Here is a 16,040-nt window from a genome sequence, read left to right as displayed (position 1 = left end):
AAGCAATAAGGACGGGCGCAGCCAGCTATCAGAAGAGGAGCAGATTCAACATCGCTGCGGACAGGAAAAATGCATGGGCAACTTCATTTGTGGCTCAGCCGCCGCACGGCCCAGTCACCCAGGCTTTGCACAGCCTGCACAAACAGGATCAGCACAATCACCACGGCCAGCATCACCTCAGGCAAAAAGCGCTGGTAACCGTAACGAATGCCCAGGTCGCCCAGACCGCCGCCGCCAATCGCGCCGGCCATGGCCGAATAGCCGGTCAGGCTGACAAAGGTGATCGTCAGGCCCGCCACAATGCCGGGCAGCGCTTCAGGCAACAGCACCTTGAGCACGATCTGCCGCGTGGTCGCGCCCATGGCCTGCGCCGCCTCGATCAGGCCGTGGTCCACTTCGCGCAGCGAGGTTTCGACCAGCCGCGCAATAAACGGCGCGGCGGCAATCGTCAGCGGCACCACGGCAGCCGCCGTGCCTATGGAAGAACCCGTGATAAACCGGGTCAGCGGAATAATCGCGACCAGCAAGATGATGAAAGGCGTGGAGCGCACTGCATTGACGATGCCGCCCACGATACGGTTGGCAACCGGGTTTTGCAGCACCCCGCCTTCGTCCGTGAGGCGCAAATAAACACCCAGCGGAACGCCAATCACGGCACCGACCAGGCCGGAGATACCGACCATCACGATGGTTTCCCACAAGGAGCTGACAAACAGCTCCACCAGGGCTTGCGAGAAATTACCGAACATGGCTCAACTCCTGGTTTGACAGGCTGGGCACCTGGTCAACATGCACACCGGCACCGCGCAAATGCGCCACGGCCGCATTGAGCTGCTCGCGCGCACCGCGCGCAAACACCGCCAGCGTGCCAAAAGGCTTGCCCTGTATTTCATCAATCTGGCCATGCACGATGGACAGGTCTATGCCAAAGTGGCGGATAACGTCAGACAGCAAAGGCCGGTCCGACTCGTCACCGGCAAATGCCAGGCGCAGCAACTGCCCTTCTTCCGGGTGTTCGGCATTCATCAAGGTGCGGATGCGCGCCAGCACGCTCTCGGGCAGGTCCTGCGGCACGATCTCGGCGATCAGGCTGCGTGTGGTTTCGTGTTTGGGCCTTGTGAAAACGTCAATCACAGGGCCGCTTTCGACAATGCGGCCGGCGTCAATCACGGCCACACGGTCGGCCACCTGCTTGATCACCTGCATCTGGTGCGTGATCAGCACAATCGTCAGGCCGAACTCCCTGTTGATCTGCTTGAGCAGGCCCAGGATGGAGCGTGTGGTTTCCGGGTCCAGCGCGGAAGTCGCCTCATCCGACAGCAGCACCTTGGGCCGATTGGCCAGCGCGCGCGCAATGCCCACGCGCTGCTTTTGCCCGCCGCTGATCTGCGCGGGGTAGCGGTCCCGCAGCGCCGTCAGGCCGACCAGGTCAAGCAGGGGCTCGACCCGCGCCTTGATGTCCTGCGCAGGCAGGCCCGCGATCTCCAGCGGCAAAGCCACGTTGTCGTACACCGTCCGCGAGGAGAGCAAATTGAAGTGCTGGAAGATGATGCCGATGTCTCGGCGCGCCACACGCAGTGCATCGTCATCCAGCGAAGTCAGCGCCCGGCCGTCGACCAGCACCTGGCCTGAAGTCGGGCGGTTCAGCAGGTTGATGACGCGCACCAGCGAACTTTTGCCGGCGCCGCTGCGGCCGATGATGCCGAAGACCTCGCCCGGCTTGATATGCAGATCGACACCCCGCAGCGCTTCGACCGGGCCAGTCTGGCCCTTGTAGGTTTGAAAAATACTTTTGAGTTCGATCATGAAAACCCGTCGTGGCCGCGCGCTTCTTTCGTGAAAACGTATGGGCTCTTTTTGGAACAGAGGGGGAACTTTACAGGGCTTCTACCTAAAACCCAAAAGAATAATAAATTTGTTAGTTAGACTTTTTAGTAGTTATGCGAATATCTGGACGAACGGCCAAGCCGAATCCATATGACCAGCCCTCCCTATTTGTGGGCATAGGCAGGAGCAGCGAACACCCGTAGGCTGCTATCCCGGTCATTCGAAGAGAGAGGGGGGGCTTGGCATGTACAGCACAGCCCGCCCGTCTCACCACGCAGGCTCAGTCTGGCCGTCAAAGTGGCCCTCAGCCAGCACAACGGGGCCGTTGCTGGCCCGTCGCGCCTCAGGCCCATAACCCAAAAGGAGAACCCAGAATGCTTACCTATATTGCACTTTCCAACTTCACAGATCAGGGCATACGCAGCGTCAAGAACACAACCCAGCGCGCCGAAGCCGTCAAGGAGGCCGGCAAGAAGTTTGGCGCCAGGATGACGCAGATTTACTGGACTTTGGGGAAATACGACCTGGTGGCCATCATCGAGGCACCCGACGACGCCTCAGCCACCGCCTTTGCTCTGGCCATAGGCATGTCGGGCAATGTCCGCACGCAAACCCTGCGCGCCTACTCGGCTGCGGAAATGGACGGAATTCTGGGCAAGCTGGGCTAAAGCTCGCGAGCTTCTCATTCAGGGCGTGTGCGGCACCGCCGTCAAATGCCGCAACAAACAGGAGAACACCTCATGAAAATGCTATTGACGGTCGACATCCCCCACGAACCTTTCAACACCCTTGTCAGAAGCGGCAAGGCGGGGGCGATCATTGGGCGCATCCTCGAAGCCATCAGACCGGAGGCGGCTTATTTCACGGAGCAAAACGGCAGGCGCGGTGGCATTTTCGTGATTGAGGTCAAGACACCGTCGGAGCTGCCCAGCTTTTCAGAACCATTTTTTCTCAACTTTCAGGCCGACTGCAAATTCCGCATGTTGATGAGCCCTGAAGATTTGCAAAAAGCGGGACTGGATGCGCTCGGCAAAAAGTGGGCTTGAGCGCCGCCTGACACGCCACGGCAGGCAACAATAGCCCCGTCTTGCCGCAATCACGTCGCGGCCGGTGCGAGTTTGCGCGCATCTTACCCATCAAAACCGCTACTGAATTGATAGCATCCTGTGCTTTCTGTGTATTTTCAAAAACCGGTTTTTATTTTTTTGCTTGGTGTCAAATTATTTTTATCCGGGTTAATTGATGGTTAAATTTAATCCGGGTAAAATTTGTGCTTCACAGAATACACCCAGCATCCATGCCCACCCCCTCAAACCTGCACCCCGAATCACCTGCTGGCAACCTCACCGCCTTCGCCGCATTCAACCGCGTTGCGTCCGGCCCCCGCGCTGAAGTGCTGGCGCGGCTGCGTTCAATGCATTTCCCGCAAGACATCCTGGTACGGGTGTTTGATGACGCGACCGGCTCACGCCTTGACCTGGACCTGCGGCCAGACGCAAGCGATCAGGCAAGCGACGAAACGGGCACACCCGCGACCGCCGAAGAAACAGCGCCTGCGGCGCGTGCCGTTGGCCGCCCCAAGCTGGGCGTGGTCGCACGCGAAGTCACCCTGTTGCCGCGCCATTGGGATTGGCTGAACCGCCAGCCCGGCGGCGCATCCGTTGCACTGCGCAAGCTGGTTGAAGAAGCCCGCCGCGCCAATGAAGGCAAGGACACCGTTCGCGCCTCGCGTGAGGCCGCCTACCGCTTCATGACCGAAATCGCTGGCGACCTGGCCGGGTTTGAAGAAGCCACGCGCGCCCTCTTCGCGGGCGACCGCGAGCGTTTTGAAAGCCTGGTCGCGCCCTGGCCTGATGACGTGCACGAGTACCTGGCCGGGCTCGCCGCCGCAAGCTGGGGCCAGGCGTGAGCGGGCCGATGAGCAGGCCGGCGCAAGCCGCCGCCTCACCACACGCCAGTCCCCGCCGCCACCCGCCCATGGTCGAAGGCATACCGCTGTGGAAGACCTTTCTCGCCTTCCTCGCGCCCATGCTGCTCAGCAACATCCTGCAGTCGCTCTCGGGCACGCTCAACAACGTCTACGTGGGCCAGATGCTGGGCGTGGGCGCGCTCGCGGCGGTGTCCAGTTTTTTCCCGGTGATGTTCTTTTTTATTGCCTTCACGATTGGCCTGGGCGCCGGCGCTTCGGTGCTGATAGGCCAGGCCTGGGGCGCGGGCGACACAGGCAAGGTCAAGGCTGTGGCCGGCACCACGCTAACCGTGGGCGTGGCCTTTGGCCTGCTGGTCGCCGTGTTTGGCGGTACTTTCACCGAACCCATGCTCAAGGCGCTGGGCACGCCGCCCGACATCCTGGCCGACGCAACCCTGTACGCACGCATCATGCTGATCGCCATGCCCGGGCTGTTTGTGTTTTTGCTGTCGACCGCCATGCTGCGCGGCGTGGGCGACACCGTGACGCCGCTCTATACCCTGGCAATTTCCACCGGGATTGGCCTGCTGCTCACGCCCGCGCTGATACGCGGCTGGGGCGGCCTGCCAACGCTGGGCGTGGCCAGCGGCGCGGCGGCTACGGTCGTTTCGTTTGTGATCGCCACCACCTGGCTGGGCTTTCGGCTGCGCGCCAAAAAGAGCCCGCTGGCGCCGGATGCAGACTTTGCGCACAAGCTGCGCATAGACCCGAAGATATTAAAAACCGTGCTCAAGGTCGGCGTGCCCACGGGCGTGCAGATGATCGTGATCTCGCTCGCCGAAATCGCCCTGCTCTCCATGGTCAACAGCTACGGCTCCAACGCCACGGCGGCTTATGGCGCGGTCAACCAGGTCGTGGCCTATGTGCAGTTCCCGGCCTTCTCGATTGCCATCACCGCCTCCATCCTGGGGGCACAGGCGATTGGCGCGGGCCGTACCGACAAGCTGGGCGCCATCGCCCGCACCGGCGTGCAAATGAACCTGGTGCTGACCGGCGCGCTGGTGGTGGTCGGCTACCTGCTCTCGCGCCGCCTGATGGGCTTTTTCATCACCAGCGAGCCGGTGATCGAGCTGGCGCAAACGCTGCTGCACATCATGCTCTGGAGCAGCGTGGTTTTTGGCATGGCGTCTGTCCTGTCAGGCGTCATGCGCGCCAGCGGATCGGTGCTGGTACCGACGGCCATTTCAATCATCTGCATTGCGCTGGTTGAGGTGCCTGTGGCATGGTTTGCCAGCCAGCGCATAGGCATCAACGGCATCTGGATCGCGTACCCGGTCACGTTTATTGCCATGCTGGGTTTGCAGACGGCGTATTACCGGCTGGTATGGAAAAAGAAGGCCATCAAGCGGCTGATTTGAGCACCTGCCCGAAACGCCTGCAAATGACACAAGCCCAAAACCTGGACGCACATGTTTGAACTGAAAACCATTGCACTGTTCCTGCTCACCGCGCTTGCAGAAATTGCGGGTTGCTACCTGCCCTGGCTCTGGCTGCGGCAAGGCAAAAGCGCCTGGCTGCTGGTGCCCGCAGCGGCCAGCCTTGCGCTTTTTGCCTGGCTGCTGACCTTGCACCCGGCCGCCGCCGGCCGTGTGTATGCAGCTTATGGTGGTGTCTATATTTTTGTCGCCATCCTCTGGCTCTGGTCGGTGGACGGCATACGCCCCACCCTGTGGGACATCACCGGCTCGCTGGTGGCACTAGCCGGCATGGCGATCATCATGTTTGCACCGCGAAGCACGTAAAAGGCAGGCATGACGCGGGCTGAGTCGCGCCTGCCTTAACATGGGCATCCACCGCAAAGGAGCCATATGCAACTCATAGGAATGCTCGATTCACCCTACGTTCGCCGTGTGGCAATTTCCCTGCAGCTTCTTGGCCTGCGTTTTGGGCACCAGTCGGTTTCGGTCTTCAGCACCTTTGCGCAGTTCCAGAAAATCAATCCGGTGGTCAAGGCGCCCTCGCTGGTTTGCGATGACGGTACGGTGCTGATGGACTCAACCCTCATCATCGATTACGCCGAGGCGCTGGCGGCACAGGCATCGCCGCGCAAGAGCCTGATGCCTGCCGGCATCAGCGAACGCCAGCAGGCCCTGCGCGTGATCGGTCTGGCCCTTGCTGCCTGCGAGAAAAGCGTGCAGATTATTTACGAGCGCAACCTGCGGCCGGCCGAAAAACTGCACCAGCCCTGGGTTTCCCGCGTGACCGGCCAACTGCTCGCGGCGTATGACGCGCTTGAAGCTGAAATACAGCAGCGCCCCCTGGAAGCCGGCAGCATCAACCAGGCGGGTGTTACGGCCGCAGTGGCCTGGCATTTCACGCAGATGATGATTCCTGAAGTCGTGAACATGGAGCGCTGCCCCGCCTTGTCCCGGTTCACTGAAAAAGCCGAACAGCTGCCGGCATTTTCGGCAGCGCCACATGGCGCATCCACCTACGCCGGGGAAGCCTGATCCGGCTGGACTGGCGGGTGGCGGCCCGTTAGTATGTCTGGATGACAACAGACCCCAACCCGGAGTTTGCGGAACAAAAAGTCAGGAAAGACTACGAGGCCTGGTGCAGCACGTATGTACACGTCTGGTCTGATCTTTCAAAAGGTGTGTTCGACAGGGATGCGGTCCAGAAGGCGGCCGACGAGCACTGGCAACGCAGCCCGCAGTCCAATCCGGTGGAAGTTGCCGCGACGGAGTTCATCAAGGTGAAGTGAGGCCTTGGCAGGCATGAATGCCCACCGGCTACCCCGCTCAGGCTAACCTACCTGTGACTCATGCTCATAACACCACATCCAGCCCTCCCCCGGCTCCAGTGACTGGATCACCGCATGCCCGGTCACGGCATGGTGTTTGGTCGCATGTTTGTTCTTTGAGTCGTCACAGCAGCCCACATGGCCGCAATGCACGCACAGCCTCAAATGCACCCAGCTATCGCCCATCCGGAGGCATTCTTCGCAACCCCTCAGGGAATTGGGTGCATGGATTTCAGCGGGTACGTGGGAGCAGGGTTGGATGCGCATGTCAGGACTCCAGGGTTGAAACAGTTTTTGAATGCATGGCCGGTCAGGCGGCAGCCTTGCTGCCATTCATCGCAGCCAGGTGCTGATGAATCATCGCCACCGCCGCCGCGCCCTCGCCTATCGCGCCGCCCACGCGCTTGACCGAGCCGCTGCGCACATCGCCCACGGCAAACAGGCCCGGGATGCTGGTCTCCAGCGGCGCGGGCGTATGGGCCGGATCGTGGCTGGCGACCTTGTCGCCCGTGAGCACAAAACCATGCGCGTCAATCGCCGCGCCGCAGTTGCTGAGCCATTCCGTCTCGGGATCCGCCCCCACAAAGAGGAATACATTGCGTATCGCGGCTTGCTGCTCATTACCTTTTTCACGGTTGCGCCAGCTAATGGACGTCAGGCCTGCGCCAGGGTCGCCTTGCAGCGAAGCCAGCTCCGTATGCGGCAGCAGTTCGATATTGGGCGCGGCGTCAATGCGGTCGATCAGGTAGCGCGACATGCTGGCCGCCAGACTGGGGCCGCGCACCAGCATGTTGACTTTGGCGGCGTGTTGTGACAAAAACACCGCAGCCTGGCCGGCCGAGTTGCCGCCGCCTACAAGCGCGACTTCGGTCTGGCGGCACATCCTGGCCTCCAGCGCAGAAGCCCAGTACCAGACACCGCGGCCTTCAAACTCCGCCAGGCGTGGCACGTCCGGCCGGCGATACCGGGCACCGCTGGCAACCACGGCGGTCCTGGCGCGCAGGCGCCGGCCGTCGGTCAGTTCCAGGTGCAATTCACCGTCGCTGGCCTTGTAGCTGCAATCCAGCGATTTCGCCTGTGCCGGGATCAGCAGTTCAGCGCCAAACTTCTGGGCCTGCACAAAAGCCCGCCCGGCCAGCGCCTGGCCCGAGATGCCGGTGGGAAAACCCAGGTAGTTTTCAATGCGCGCACTGGCGCCGGCCTGGCCGCCATAGGCCCGGCAGTCGAGCACCAGCACATGCAGGCCTTCCGATGCGGCATACACCGCCGTCGCCAGGCCAGCCGGCCCGGCACCGACGACGATGACGTCAAACAGCTCGTCGTGGTCGGCCGTGTCCACCATGCCTATGCAGCGGGCGAGTTCGCCCTCTGTCGGGTTGAGCAACACGGAGCCGTTCGGGCACACCGCCAGCATGTCTGCGGCGCCCGCGCTGTACTGCTCGAGCAGCGCGGCGGCATCTGCGTCCCGGCTGATGTCCATGACGTGGTGCGGCTGGCCGTTGCGGTTTAAAAACCCCTGCAGGCGAATCACGCCCGCCGACTGCGGCTGACCTATCAGCACCGGGCCGCTGGCGCCCGCTTCAATCAGGGCCACGCGCCGCAAAATCAGCGCACGCACAATGCGCTCGCCCAGGTCCGCCTCGGCAATGATGAGCGCGCGCAACTGGTCGGGCGGGATCAGGAGCGCGTCAATATCGGCCTGCGCATGGCCGTCCACCAGTGAGGGGCGAGCCGAGAGCTGGCCCACCTCGGCAGAAAACTCGCCGCGCCTGTGCGTGACCACCGGCACCACATGGCCCAGGCCGTCGCGCTGGGTGACGGCCAGCTCGCCCTTGAGCACAACAAACATGCCCGGGCTGGGCTCGCCGGCCACAAACAGGCGCTCACCGCGCCCGAAGTGCAGCACCTTGCCAAAATGCTGCATGCGCGCCATATCACCCTCGCTGAGGACAGGAAACATCTGGTGACGCCGGCTTGTGCCGTCGGCGGGCAGATCGGGAGGCGTATTGTCAGATGAAGCGTCAGCCATGAGGGAACTCCAGCGTGCCTTGCCCCAGCGCATCAGGCGCCGGATACACGCCCATTAGACGATGAAAAGCCGGGCGTGAAAACCCTCCGCGGTAACGGCTCGCCAGAAGCCAGACCGGACCCCACTTGCTACGTTTTCGATAGCTGCCTGCGCTCGTCCTGCGGCGGCCAGCAAGCCTTTTGGCTTGAAAATCAGCCCGCCTGCCGAAAAGTCAGGTTGATGCGGCGGCGCCCAAGCAGCGCATGCTCGCCGTCGGCCAGCGGCGCAACCCCGTGGTAGGCCAGCCGCGCCGGCCCGCCCCACACCACCACATCGCCGTGGCTGAGCCGCAGGCGCTGCGGGCGGTCGCTACGGCGCGGCGTGCCAAACAGGAAAACGGCAGGCAAGCCCAGCGACACCGACACAATGGGCGCGGCAAACCCGGCTTCGTCTTTGTCCTGGTGCAGCGATAGTTTGCTGCCGGGCGCATACAGGTTGACAAGGCAGGCGTCGGGCCTGAAGTCCGCAAAGCCGGCCTGCGCGGCCGCGCGCGTTGCCAGGTCCAGCCAGCACGCAGGCATGGCCGGCCAGGGGTGGCACGAGAGCGGGTCTTGCGGCGCATAACGGTACCCACGGCGATCCGACACCCAGCCCAGCGGGCCGCAATTGCTCATGGCCACCGACATGGTGTAGCCGCCCGGCGTGACCAGGTGGCGCAGGGGCGCCTGGGCCGTCACGTCATCAAATGCATGCAGCAAGGCCGCGTCGCCTTCGCGTGCAAAACCGCGCAGCAGCACGGCGCCCGGCGAAATCGCAAGCTGCGCAGCTTCGATTAGCTGGTCGTCAAAAAGGTCTGCGGTCAAACGGCTTCCTCTGCTCTGGTGTCCTCTTGCACTCAGCCAATGCTACTGCGCATCGTGAAAGATCACACCCAGCGTATGGCGATGCCCGGAGCGCAACTGGCTCACGCCGTGACGCATGTTGACGCGGTAAAAGCCCTTGCTGCCCTGCACCGGCCTGTGGTGCACGGCAAAAACCACCGCATCGCCCTGCGCCAGCGGCACAACCTCGGGCCGGGACTGCATGCGCGGGCGCTGCTCGGTCAATACAAACTCGCCGCCCGTAAAGTCCTCACCCGGCCGCGACAGCAACACTGCCACCTGCAGCGGAAACACATGCTCGCCATACAAGTCCTGGTGCAGGCAGTTGTAGTCGCCTTCGGCGTATTGCAAAAGCAGCGGTGTGGGCCGCAGCTGGCCGGCCTGGTGGCAGCGCGCCAGGAATTCGGCGTGCTCCGGCGGATAACGCAGCTCAATACCCATGGCCTCGTTCCAGCGGTTGGCGACACCCACCAGTTTTGGGTAAAGCGTGGTGCGCAGCGTTTGAACCAGATCGGGCAATGGGTAGCTGAAATACTGGTACTCGCCCCGGCCAAAACCATGGCGCTCCATCACGATCCGGCTGCGGAAATGCGAGGCCTGCGGATAAAGCCCGCTGATCGCCAGGCATTCCTCAGAGCTCAGCAATTTCGGCATGACCACGCTGCCGCGTGTTTGCAGTTCTTCTGTCAGCGTGTGCCAGTCGGTATCCATCAGCATGTGTGCCCGTTCAAGTTGGTGAACACCAAGCTTAGGCCGCTGGCAACGCCCTGGCTCGCCGCAAACGGACATGCCTCTCGTATGCCTGCCAACCACTTCTTTAGCAGTTTTTATGATGGAAATGGCCCTAGACCGTCGAGAACAGCGCGCCACCAGCTATTAAATCAATAGCAATCAGGCGATATCAGCTACACCCCTGGCTGCGTGCTCAACCATGAAGTCGATAAACACACGCACCTTGGGCGACAAAAACCTGCGGCTGAGGTAAACCGCGTAAATATGTGATTCGCTGCGATGCCAGTCCTCCAGCAAAGGCACCAGCGCGCCACGCGCCAGGTCGTCGGCCACGATGAAGTCCGGCTGCGAAATGATGCCGCCACCCGCCAGCGCCAGCTTGCGCAGCAGGTCGCCGTTGTTGGCATGCACCAGCGGCTCCACGCGCACGGACTGCTCGGTGCCATGCCTGTCATGAAACGTCCAGGTGTCCCCCGTGGCCAGCAGCGAATAGGCCAGCGTGTCGTGGCCGGCCAGGTCTTCCGGCGTTTTCGGAAAACCGCGGCGCGCCAGATAGGCAGGCGCGGCGCAGACAATGATGCGCACAGGCGCGATCTTGCGGGCGATCAGGTTCGGGCTGGGTGAAGCGCCTATGCGCACGGCCACATCGATGCTGTCATTGATCAGGTCCACGGCGCGGTCGCTCAGGTCAATGTCCAGCCGCAGGCCCGGGTAACGCGCACGGAACTCCGGCAGGATGCCCGCGAACTCGCGCAGTCCATAAGACAGCGGCACGCTGATGCGCAGCAGGCCGGTCGGCTGCGTGACTTCGCGGCCAATGACGGCTTCGGTCTCGGCAATGTCCGTCAGGATCTGCTGAGCGCGTTCGTAAAACGCCCGTCCCGTCTCCGACATGGAAAGCCGCCGCGTGGTGCGCTGCAACAGCCGCACACCCAGGTGCTCTTCAAGCGCCGCGATCTGGCGCGAAATGGAGGCGGTGGATGTATCAAAACGCTCGGCGGCATGCACAAAGCTGCCGCCCTCGACAACCGCCACATACACCTGCATTGACTTGACCAGATCCATGCCCAGATTATTGCAATGAAGGTCATGGTTTTTGCAAAATAGTTTTTTGCCTTTTGCCTGGCCGCCCTGCAGGCCTAAATGACCGGACTGCGCGCACCAAAAAACCACCACAGGCCCCATAAGCACGCCTGGTTGAAGCTATCAAATTCATAGCTGACTGCAACGCTCAAAAGAGAATTTTCCGAAACCCGGGCTTGCCCTCCCGGGATGGATGTAGGACTGAGCGCCGTCACCACGCAGGAATACATCCCGCTTCTGCCATCGGGCTCATCCAGAAAGCCGATTGATGCGTATTTAGAAACTATGCATTGTCATCAATGGGGTTTTTCTTCTTAAGGGTAAACCCTAAACTTCAGTCATCGATGAGCCGAAACCAAACAAGCGACTCACCGAGGCCAGTTGGACAGCCAGGGGCTCAAACCCCAAGACGACGATGACTGGATAGGTAGCGGTTCTGAATTGTTCGGGACCGATTGTTTAACTTTAAAAGGACTTTCATCATGAACTCGAAACTTATCGCTTCTACCGTTATCGCTCTCTCCGCATTGACCGGCGCCAGCGCTTTTGCACAAAACGCCCAGTACGGCGAAGCTGCCCTGGTGTTCGCACCGGTTGCTTCGACCAGCACCGTGACCCGCGCACAAGTCAAGGCTGACTACCTGAACGCCCGCCAAAACGGCGCGCTGGCCGTGAGCCAGGAAGGCGCCTTTGCGGCCGCCCCTGCAGCCGCCAGCACCATGACCCGTGCTGAAGTGCGCAACGACGCCGTCATCTCGGCCCGCGCCACCCAAATTGGCAACAGCACGATCTGATCGCCGATCCGAAAACACAGCAAACAAACCAATAAACATCATTCAAAGGAAAGCATCATGAACACGAAACTCATCTCCTCCGCCGTTTTTGCAGTTGCAGCCCTCTCGGGCGCCAGCGCTTTTGCACAAAACGCCCAGTATGGTGAAGCTGCCCTGGCCATCAACCCGGTCGTTTCAAGCAGCACCGTGACCCGCGCACAGGTCAAGGCCGACTACCTGAACGCCCGCCAAAACGGCGCAGTTGCCGTGAGCCAGGAAGCCGCTTTTGCCCAGCCTGCAGCAAGCACCAGCGCCGTGAGCCGTGCCGATGTGCGCCGGGACGCCCTTGTGGCAGCCCGCAACACCATGGGTGGCAACAGCACCATGTAAGCTGGCGCAGGCTTTGGCCTGACAGTCACCCGACCGGAAAGGCCTGCTGTTGCAGGCTTTTTTATTGCCTGGCCCAAAAGACATGGGCTTAAACTCAGGGGCATCCCCTGGCAACGCATGCCGCCACGCCGCTTTCGGCAAACCCCTTACAAACCCAGCCCTTCATGCCACCTACCTCACCGGGTTTTGCTTCCGCCTTTAGTCCCCCGCTCCTGCCCGGCCTGTTGCGCGCGCTTGATGAGAAGGGCTACACATCGCCCACCGCCATCCAGTCAGCCGCCATCCCGGCCATCCTGCAGGGGCGCGACGTGGTCGGCTCGGCGCAAACCGGTTCAGGTAAAACGGCTGCGTTCGCGCTGCCCATGCTGCAGCAGCTGGCCGGCCAGCAGGCAGGCAAGCCGCGCATCACGCGCGGACTGATCCTGGTGCCCACGCGCGAACTGGCGGCACAGGTGGGTGAAGCCATCGGCAGCTTTGCAAAGTTTTTGCCACTGCCTTCCAGAGTGGCCATTGTTTTTGGCGGTGTCTCCATCAACCCGCAAATGCTCAATTTGCGCGGTGGCGCCGATATCGTGGTGGCTACGCCCGGCCGGCTGATTGACCTGCTGGACCACAACGCCCTGAGCATCGCCAACGTACAGATGCTGGTGCTGGATGAAGCCGACCGGCTGCTCGACATGGGCTTTGGCGATGAACTCGCGCGCATCCTGGCGCTGCTGCCTGCAAAACGGCAAAACCTTTTCTTCTCGGCCACCTTTCCCCCGGCCATTGAAGCGCTGGCCGCCGGCATGCTGCACAACCCGCTGCGGGTTGAAGTCAAGTCCGAGCCCGAAGGCGAGCCCGACATCACACAACGGGCGATTGCCGTGGATGCAGGCAGGCGCACACAGCTGCTGCGCCACCTGATCCAGACCGAAAAGTGGCAGCGCGTGCTGGTCTTTGTGGCCACCAAACACGCCGCCGAAATAGTCGCCGACAAGCTGCGCAAGGTGGACATTGAGGCCGAACCCTTCCACGGCGAGCTCAGCCAGGGCAAACGCACCCAGGTGCTGATGGACTTCAAGGCCAAAACCGTGCAGGTCGTCATCGCTACCGACGTCGCGGCCCGAGGCATAGACATTTCAAGCCTGCCCGTGGTGGTCAACTACGACCTGCCCCGCTCTGCCATCGATTACACCCACCGCATAGGCCGCACCGGCCGCGCGGGTGAAAGCGGTGTCGCAGTGAGTTTTGTAAGCGCAGGCACCGACGCACATTTCAGGCTGATCGAAAAGCGTCACCGCATGAAAGTGTCGCGCGAAGTTGTTGCCGGGTTTGAGCCTGTTGAAGTAGCCCCCGTCAATGCGGCTGACCCGCAAGGTACAGGCGGCATCAAGGGCAAGCGGCCCAGCAAGAAAGACAAACTGCGCGCGGCAGCCGCCGGGCAGGCGTGACACGCTGATCCGGCAGGTCTAAACTGGCACTCCCCGGGGGCATCCAGCCCTCTTGCACCCACCACAGGAGACGCCATGATGACCACCTCAGAAATCGCGAACCAGTACACCTCCCTCTACAAACAGGGCAAGGACGTCAAGGCCCTGTACTCGCCCGACGCCGTCAGCGTTGAAGCCTGGGCCCCGCCCGGCATGAACCGCGAAGCCGTCGGCCTGCCGGCCATCGTGGCCAAGGGCGAATGGTGGATTGCAAACCACGAAGTGCACTCCTCCGCCATGACCGGCCCCTGGCCGCACGGCGACCGTTTTATCGTCGGCTTCCAGTTCGACGTGACCATGAAACAAAGCGGCCAGCGCATGCAAATGGACGAGATGGGCCTGTTTACTGTCAAGGACGGGAAGATTGTGCGGGAAGAGTTTTTCTATCAGGCGGGTGCTTAGAGCAGCGGACGCTTGATCCGCTGGACGCTGGTTCGAGCCCAGGTCGAGGAGCCAAGAAATTTCTGGAATGGGCACGCTTGTTGTGCCCATTTCTATGGGTGGGGCAATCCCCATCAGCGCGGACTTCTTGCCGTGTGAAAAGTACCTTTAGTCGATGCGCATAGGACTGAGTAGAAATAGCAAGCTACAGAGGCGGGCAAATACCTAACGACTATTTGTAACAGCCCACTTACTATGAGTGCTTCGTATTCATAGTCCCCGTGTTACCTAAGCAGAAGACTCGATGCTTGGTGGAACTCAAAAGATAGGCAATACAGCTGAAATATGACACTAGAAATCACGGATAGATCACTAGATGAGCTGGAGGAGCTACCGGCTGTTGAGTTCGACGTCTTTCCAGCGGAGTTCGTCAGCAAATTGGGAGGCGGAATTGTTCGCTGCCTGAACGCCAATAGCAAACCCTTCTCAATTAAGTCTGGCGAGCCCTACGAGATATTCTTCTTAGAGCCAGCATACGTGGCCACTGTCGAAATCGAGTTCTCCAAAAAAGTCTTTGGCGCTGGAGTCGAACTATCGATTCATGACTCCTTAAGCAATCGAAATGTTATCAAGAAGGTCGACCAAGACTTATTGTCAAGCGTGATGGCCTTCACGGTAAATTGCGTAACTAGCGGCATTTCCATTTATTTACCGCCAGGCTTCTTTGAGTTGTTTAGAAAACGCACCTTAGAAGTAAAACAAATAAGAATTCTCGGGTTTACGCCCAACGATTTTGTACAACTCAGTGAGTCTTTGACGCGACTTCAAGGCTTACGCGAGACAACAATTGAAGAAATTTCCCAAGAAAAAATCAACATTCAATCACGGGAAGAAAAGGTCCAGCAGCGCGAAACGTCCGTAACTCAACTTGAAGCGAATAAAAGAGCCGAGCTCGCAGAGCTTGAGGAAACGCTTGAAACGACGAAAGAAGAGACCACCGAGGCGACAGCCAACCTCGTAAACCTCAAGGACGATATTGGGCGTACTGAGACGCGCAAGCAGGCCGTTCTCGAACAAATCAGTACTTATGAAGCAACCGTTCGCAGTATTGACGGGGAGGTTTCCAAGGGTAAAGAGCAACTGCGAGCACTAGCAATAGAGACATCTGAAGCCGAGCGCCGCCTTCGGGAACTGACCAACAACGTCAATCTATTCTCGGAGGAGTTTTCTTCATTCTCTGACCATGGTGCCAAACAGGCTCGAACCTTTATCTGGCTGAGCATCGTACCGCTCGCCATTATTGTGATTTTGACCGCGCAGCTACTAATGGGCGCCGTCGATCTTTCAGTCAGATATGTGAAAGAACCAAATATTGATCTACTGACGATATTTGTTACTCGCCTTCCCTATCTGACCATCTGCGGTTCAATTTTGGCCGTCTGCTATTCCGCAGTTCTCTTCCTTTTCAATCGTATTAGCGTGATCTATGCAGAGCGGTTGGACTTTTCGAAGATAGGCATTGTTGCGAAGGACGTCGCGTCCGCGTCTGCAAATGGCTTGGCATTTTCCGATGAGCAACTTTATGAAGCGCGCACATATCTGAAAATCGAAATGCTTAAGGCTTATCTCGGGGGGAATATTGGGGCATTCACATATGCCAAGCGAGAGTCAAATACTGCAGTAAACAGTGAGCCCAAAAATATCCAGCTTGCATCGGAGGGGACAGAAAGCGCAGCAAAGGAATAAACGCTATGGGTTGCCGAATTGAGTACAAACCTGGT

The 16,040-nt window shown here is 60.3% G+C and carries 19 protein-coding genes; 12 read left to right on the top strand and 7 right to left on the bottom strand.

Annotation, left to right across the window (positions count from 1 at the left end):
- Positions 1–83: 83 nt before the first annotated feature.
- Both ACFQND_RS05625 and ACFQND_RS05620 read right to left on the bottom strand, forming a co-directional pair.
- Entirely contained in the window at positions 84–749 is a 666-nt protein-coding gene (locus ACFQND_RS05625) for a methionine ABC transporter permease (protein WP_371435676.1), read from the bottom strand.
- Positions 739–1,806 carry a methionine ABC transporter ATP-binding protein gene (locus ACFQND_RS05620; RefSeq protein WP_371435675.1) on the bottom strand — a complete coding sequence of 356 codons (1,068 nt, stop codon included), beginning with the start codon at positions 1,804–1,806 and terminating at the stop codon, positions 739–741. Before ACFQND_RS05620 ends, ACFQND_RS05625 begins: the two co-directional genes overlap by 11 nt.
- A 395-nt stretch (positions 1,807–2,201) precedes the next feature.
- Between ACFQND_RS05620 and ACFQND_RS05615 the strand changes: the two genes are divergently transcribed.
- The 7 genes from ACFQND_RS05615 to ACFQND_RS05585 all read left to right on the top strand — a co-directional run bounded on the left by ACFQND_RS05615 (position 2,202) and on the right by ACFQND_RS05585 (position 6,500).
- On the top strand, positions 2,202–2,495 hold the full coding sequence (locus ACFQND_RS05615) for a GYD domain-containing protein (RefSeq protein WP_371435674.1): 294 nt from the start codon (positions 2,202–2,204) through the stop codon (positions 2,493–2,495).
- 72 nt (positions 2,496–2,567) lie between these two features.
- Positions 2,568–2,873 carry a panthothenate synthetase gene (locus ACFQND_RS05610; RefSeq protein ID WP_371435766.1) on the top strand — a complete coding sequence of 102 codons (306 nt, stop codon included), beginning with the start codon at positions 2,568–2,570 and terminating at the stop codon, positions 2,871–2,873.
- A 251-nt stretch (positions 2,874–3,124) separates the two neighbouring features.
- Complete coding sequence (locus tag ACFQND_RS05605; RefSeq protein WP_371435673.1) at positions 3,125–3,736, top strand: DUF2239 family protein; 612 nt, start codon at positions 3,125–3,127, stop codon at positions 3,734–3,736.
- 68 nt (positions 3,737–3,804) lie between these two features.
- The gene (locus tag ACFQND_RS05600; RefSeq protein WP_371435765.1) at positions 3,805–5,154 is read left to right on the top strand and encodes an MATE family efflux transporter; all 1,350 of its coding nucleotides are present in this window, start codon (positions 3,805–3,807) and stop codon (positions 5,152–5,154) included.
- A 51-nt stretch (positions 5,155–5,205) separates the two neighbouring features.
- Entirely contained in the window at positions 5,206–5,538 is a 333-nt protein-coding gene (locus ACFQND_RS05595; RefSeq protein ID WP_371435672.1) for a YnfA family protein, read from the top strand.
- Positions 5,539–5,604: 66 nt separating this feature from the next.
- On the top strand, positions 5,605–6,246 hold the full coding sequence (locus ACFQND_RS05590; protein ID WP_371435671.1) for a glutathione S-transferase: 642 nt from the start codon (positions 5,605–5,607) through the stop codon (positions 6,244–6,246).
- A 41-nt stretch (positions 6,247–6,287) separates the two neighbouring features.
- Positions 6,288–6,500 carry a hypothetical protein gene (locus tag ACFQND_RS05585; protein ID WP_371435670.1) on the top strand — a complete coding sequence of 71 codons (213 nt, stop codon included), beginning with the start codon at positions 6,288–6,290 and terminating at the stop codon, positions 6,498–6,500.
- 42 nt (positions 6,501–6,542) lie between these two features.
- Here the strand turns inward: ACFQND_RS05585 and ACFQND_RS05580 are convergent, their stop codons facing one another.
- From ACFQND_RS05580 to ACFQND_RS05560, 5 genes are all read right to left on the bottom strand, one after another.
- Entirely contained in the window at positions 6,543–6,806 is a 264-nt protein-coding gene (locus ACFQND_RS05580; RefSeq protein ID WP_371435669.1) for a UBP-type zinc finger domain-containing protein, read from the bottom strand.
- Positions 6,807–6,849: 43 nt separating this feature from the next.
- Positions 6,850–8,568: an FAD-dependent oxidoreductase gene (locus ACFQND_RS05575; RefSeq protein ID WP_371435668.1), complete on the bottom strand. Its 1,719-nt coding sequence runs from the start codon at positions 8,566–8,568 to the stop codon at positions 6,850–6,852.
- Positions 8,569–8,759: 191 nt separating this feature from the next.
- Positions 8,760–9,410, bottom strand: coding sequence for a DNA oxidative demethylase AlkB (gene alkB / locus ACFQND_RS05570; protein WP_371435667.1), 651 nt, complete (start codon positions 9,408–9,410; stop codon positions 8,760–8,762).
- Positions 9,411–9,452: 42 nt separating this feature from the next.
- On the bottom strand, positions 9,453–10,139 hold the full coding sequence (locus ACFQND_RS05565) for a 2OG-Fe(II) oxygenase (RefSeq protein ID WP_371435764.1): 687 nt from the start codon (positions 10,137–10,139) through the stop codon (positions 9,453–9,455).
- Between the two features lie 180 nt (positions 10,140–10,319).
- Positions 10,320–11,225, bottom strand: a complete 906-nt coding sequence (locus tag ACFQND_RS05560; protein WP_371435666.1) for a LysR family transcriptional regulator — start codon at positions 11,223–11,225, stop codon at positions 10,320–10,322.
- Positions 11,226–11,725: 500 nt separating this feature from the next.
- Between ACFQND_RS05560 and ACFQND_RS05555 the strand changes: the two genes are divergently transcribed.
- The 5 genes from ACFQND_RS05555 to ACFQND_RS05535 all read left to right on the top strand — a co-directional run bounded on the left by ACFQND_RS05555 (position 11,726) and on the right by ACFQND_RS05535 (position 16,005).
- Positions 11,726–12,037, top strand: a complete 312-nt coding sequence (locus ACFQND_RS05555) for a DUF4148 domain-containing protein (RefSeq protein ID WP_371435665.1) — start codon at positions 11,726–11,728, stop codon at positions 12,035–12,037.
- 57 nt (positions 12,038–12,094) lie between these two features.
- Entirely contained in the window at positions 12,095–12,406 is a 312-nt protein-coding gene (locus ACFQND_RS05550) for a DUF4148 domain-containing protein (RefSeq protein WP_371435664.1), read from the top strand.
- A 164-nt stretch (positions 12,407–12,570) separates the two neighbouring features.
- Positions 12,571–13,839, top strand: coding sequence for a DEAD/DEAH box helicase (locus ACFQND_RS05545; RefSeq protein ID WP_371435663.1), 1,269 nt, complete (start codon positions 12,571–12,573; stop codon positions 13,837–13,839).
- Positions 13,840–13,914: 75 nt separating this feature from the next.
- The gene (locus ACFQND_RS05540; RefSeq protein WP_371435662.1) at positions 13,915–14,280 is read left to right on the top strand and encodes a SnoaL-like domain-containing protein; all 366 of its coding nucleotides are present in this window, start codon (positions 13,915–13,917) and stop codon (positions 14,278–14,280) included.
- 324 nt (positions 14,281–14,604) lie between these two features.
- Positions 14,605–16,005 (top strand): hypothetical protein, encoded by a 1,401-nt coding sequence (locus ACFQND_RS05535; protein WP_371435661.1) that lies wholly within the window; start codon positions 14,605–14,607, stop codon positions 16,003–16,005.
- Positions 16,006–16,040: the final 35 nt, after the last annotated feature.

It is taken from the genome of Polaromonas aquatica, from assembly GCF_042659145.1.
GTDB classification, from domain to species: Bacteria; Pseudomonadota; Gammaproteobacteria; order Burkholderiales; family Burkholderiaceae_C; genus Polaromonas; species Polaromonas aquatica.
This window is presented reverse-complemented; position numbering and strand designations above follow the sequence as displayed.

Coding starts and splice junctions, on each gene's coding strand:
- ACFQND_RS05615 (WP_371435674.1), top strand. CDS start 2,202: ATGCTTACCTATATTGCACTTTCCAACTTCACAGATCAGGGCATACGC.
- ACFQND_RS05550 (WP_371435664.1), top strand. CDS start 12,095: ATGAACACGAAACTCATCTCCTCCGCCGTTTTTGCAGTTGCAGCCCTC.
- ACFQND_RS05575 (WP_371435668.1), bottom strand. CDS start 8,568: ATGGCTGACGCTTCATCTGACAATACGCCTCCCGATCTGCCCGCCGAC.
- ACFQND_RS05610 (WP_371435766.1), top strand. CDS start 2,568: ATGAAAATGCTATTGACGGTCGACATCCCCCACGAACCTTTCAACACC.
- ACFQND_RS05605 (WP_371435673.1), top strand. CDS start 3,125: ATGCCCACCCCCTCAAACCTGCACCCCGAATCACCTGCTGGCAACCTC.
- ACFQND_RS05560 (WP_371435666.1), bottom strand. CDS start 11,225: ATGGATCTGGTCAAGTCAATGCAGGTGTATGTGGCGGTTGTCGAGGGC.
- ACFQND_RS05540 (WP_371435662.1), top strand. CDS start 13,915: ATGATGACCACCTCAGAAATCGCGAACCAGTACACCTCCCTCTACAAA.
- ACFQND_RS05585 (WP_371435670.1), top strand. CDS start 6,288: ATGACAACAGACCCCAACCCGGAGTTTGCGGAACAAAAAGTCAGGAAA.
- ACFQND_RS05565 (WP_371435764.1), bottom strand. CDS start 10,139: ATGGATACCGACTGGCACACGCTGACAGAAGAACTGCAAACACGCGGC.
- ACFQND_RS05590 (WP_371435671.1), top strand. CDS start 5,605: ATGCAACTCATAGGAATGCTCGATTCACCCTACGTTCGCCGTGTGGCA.
- ACFQND_RS05620 (WP_371435675.1), bottom strand. CDS start 1,806: ATGATCGAACTCAAAAGTATTTTTCAAACCTACAAGGGCCAGACTGGC.
- ACFQND_RS05580 (WP_371435669.1), bottom strand. CDS start 6,806: ATGCGCATCCAACCCTGCTCCCACGTACCCGCTGAAATCCATGCACCC.
- ACFQND_RS05555 (WP_371435665.1), top strand. CDS start 11,726: ATGAACTCGAAACTTATCGCTTCTACCGTTATCGCTCTCTCCGCATTG.
- ACFQND_RS05625 (WP_371435676.1), bottom strand. CDS start 749: ATGTTCGGTAATTTCTCGCAAGCCCTGGTGGAGCTGTTTGTCAGCTCC.
- ACFQND_RS05595 (WP_371435672.1), top strand. CDS start 5,206: ATGTTTGAACTGAAAACCATTGCACTGTTCCTGCTCACCGCGCTTGCA.
- ACFQND_RS05545 (WP_371435663.1), top strand. CDS start 12,571: ATGCCACCTACCTCACCGGGTTTTGCTTCCGCCTTTAGTCCCCCGCTC.
- ACFQND_RS05600 (WP_371435765.1), top strand. CDS start 3,805: ATGGTCGAAGGCATACCGCTGTGGAAGACCTTTCTCGCCTTCCTCGCG.
- ACFQND_RS05535 (WP_371435661.1), top strand. CDS start 14,605: ATGACACTAGAAATCACGGATAGATCACTAGATGAGCTGGAGGAGCTA.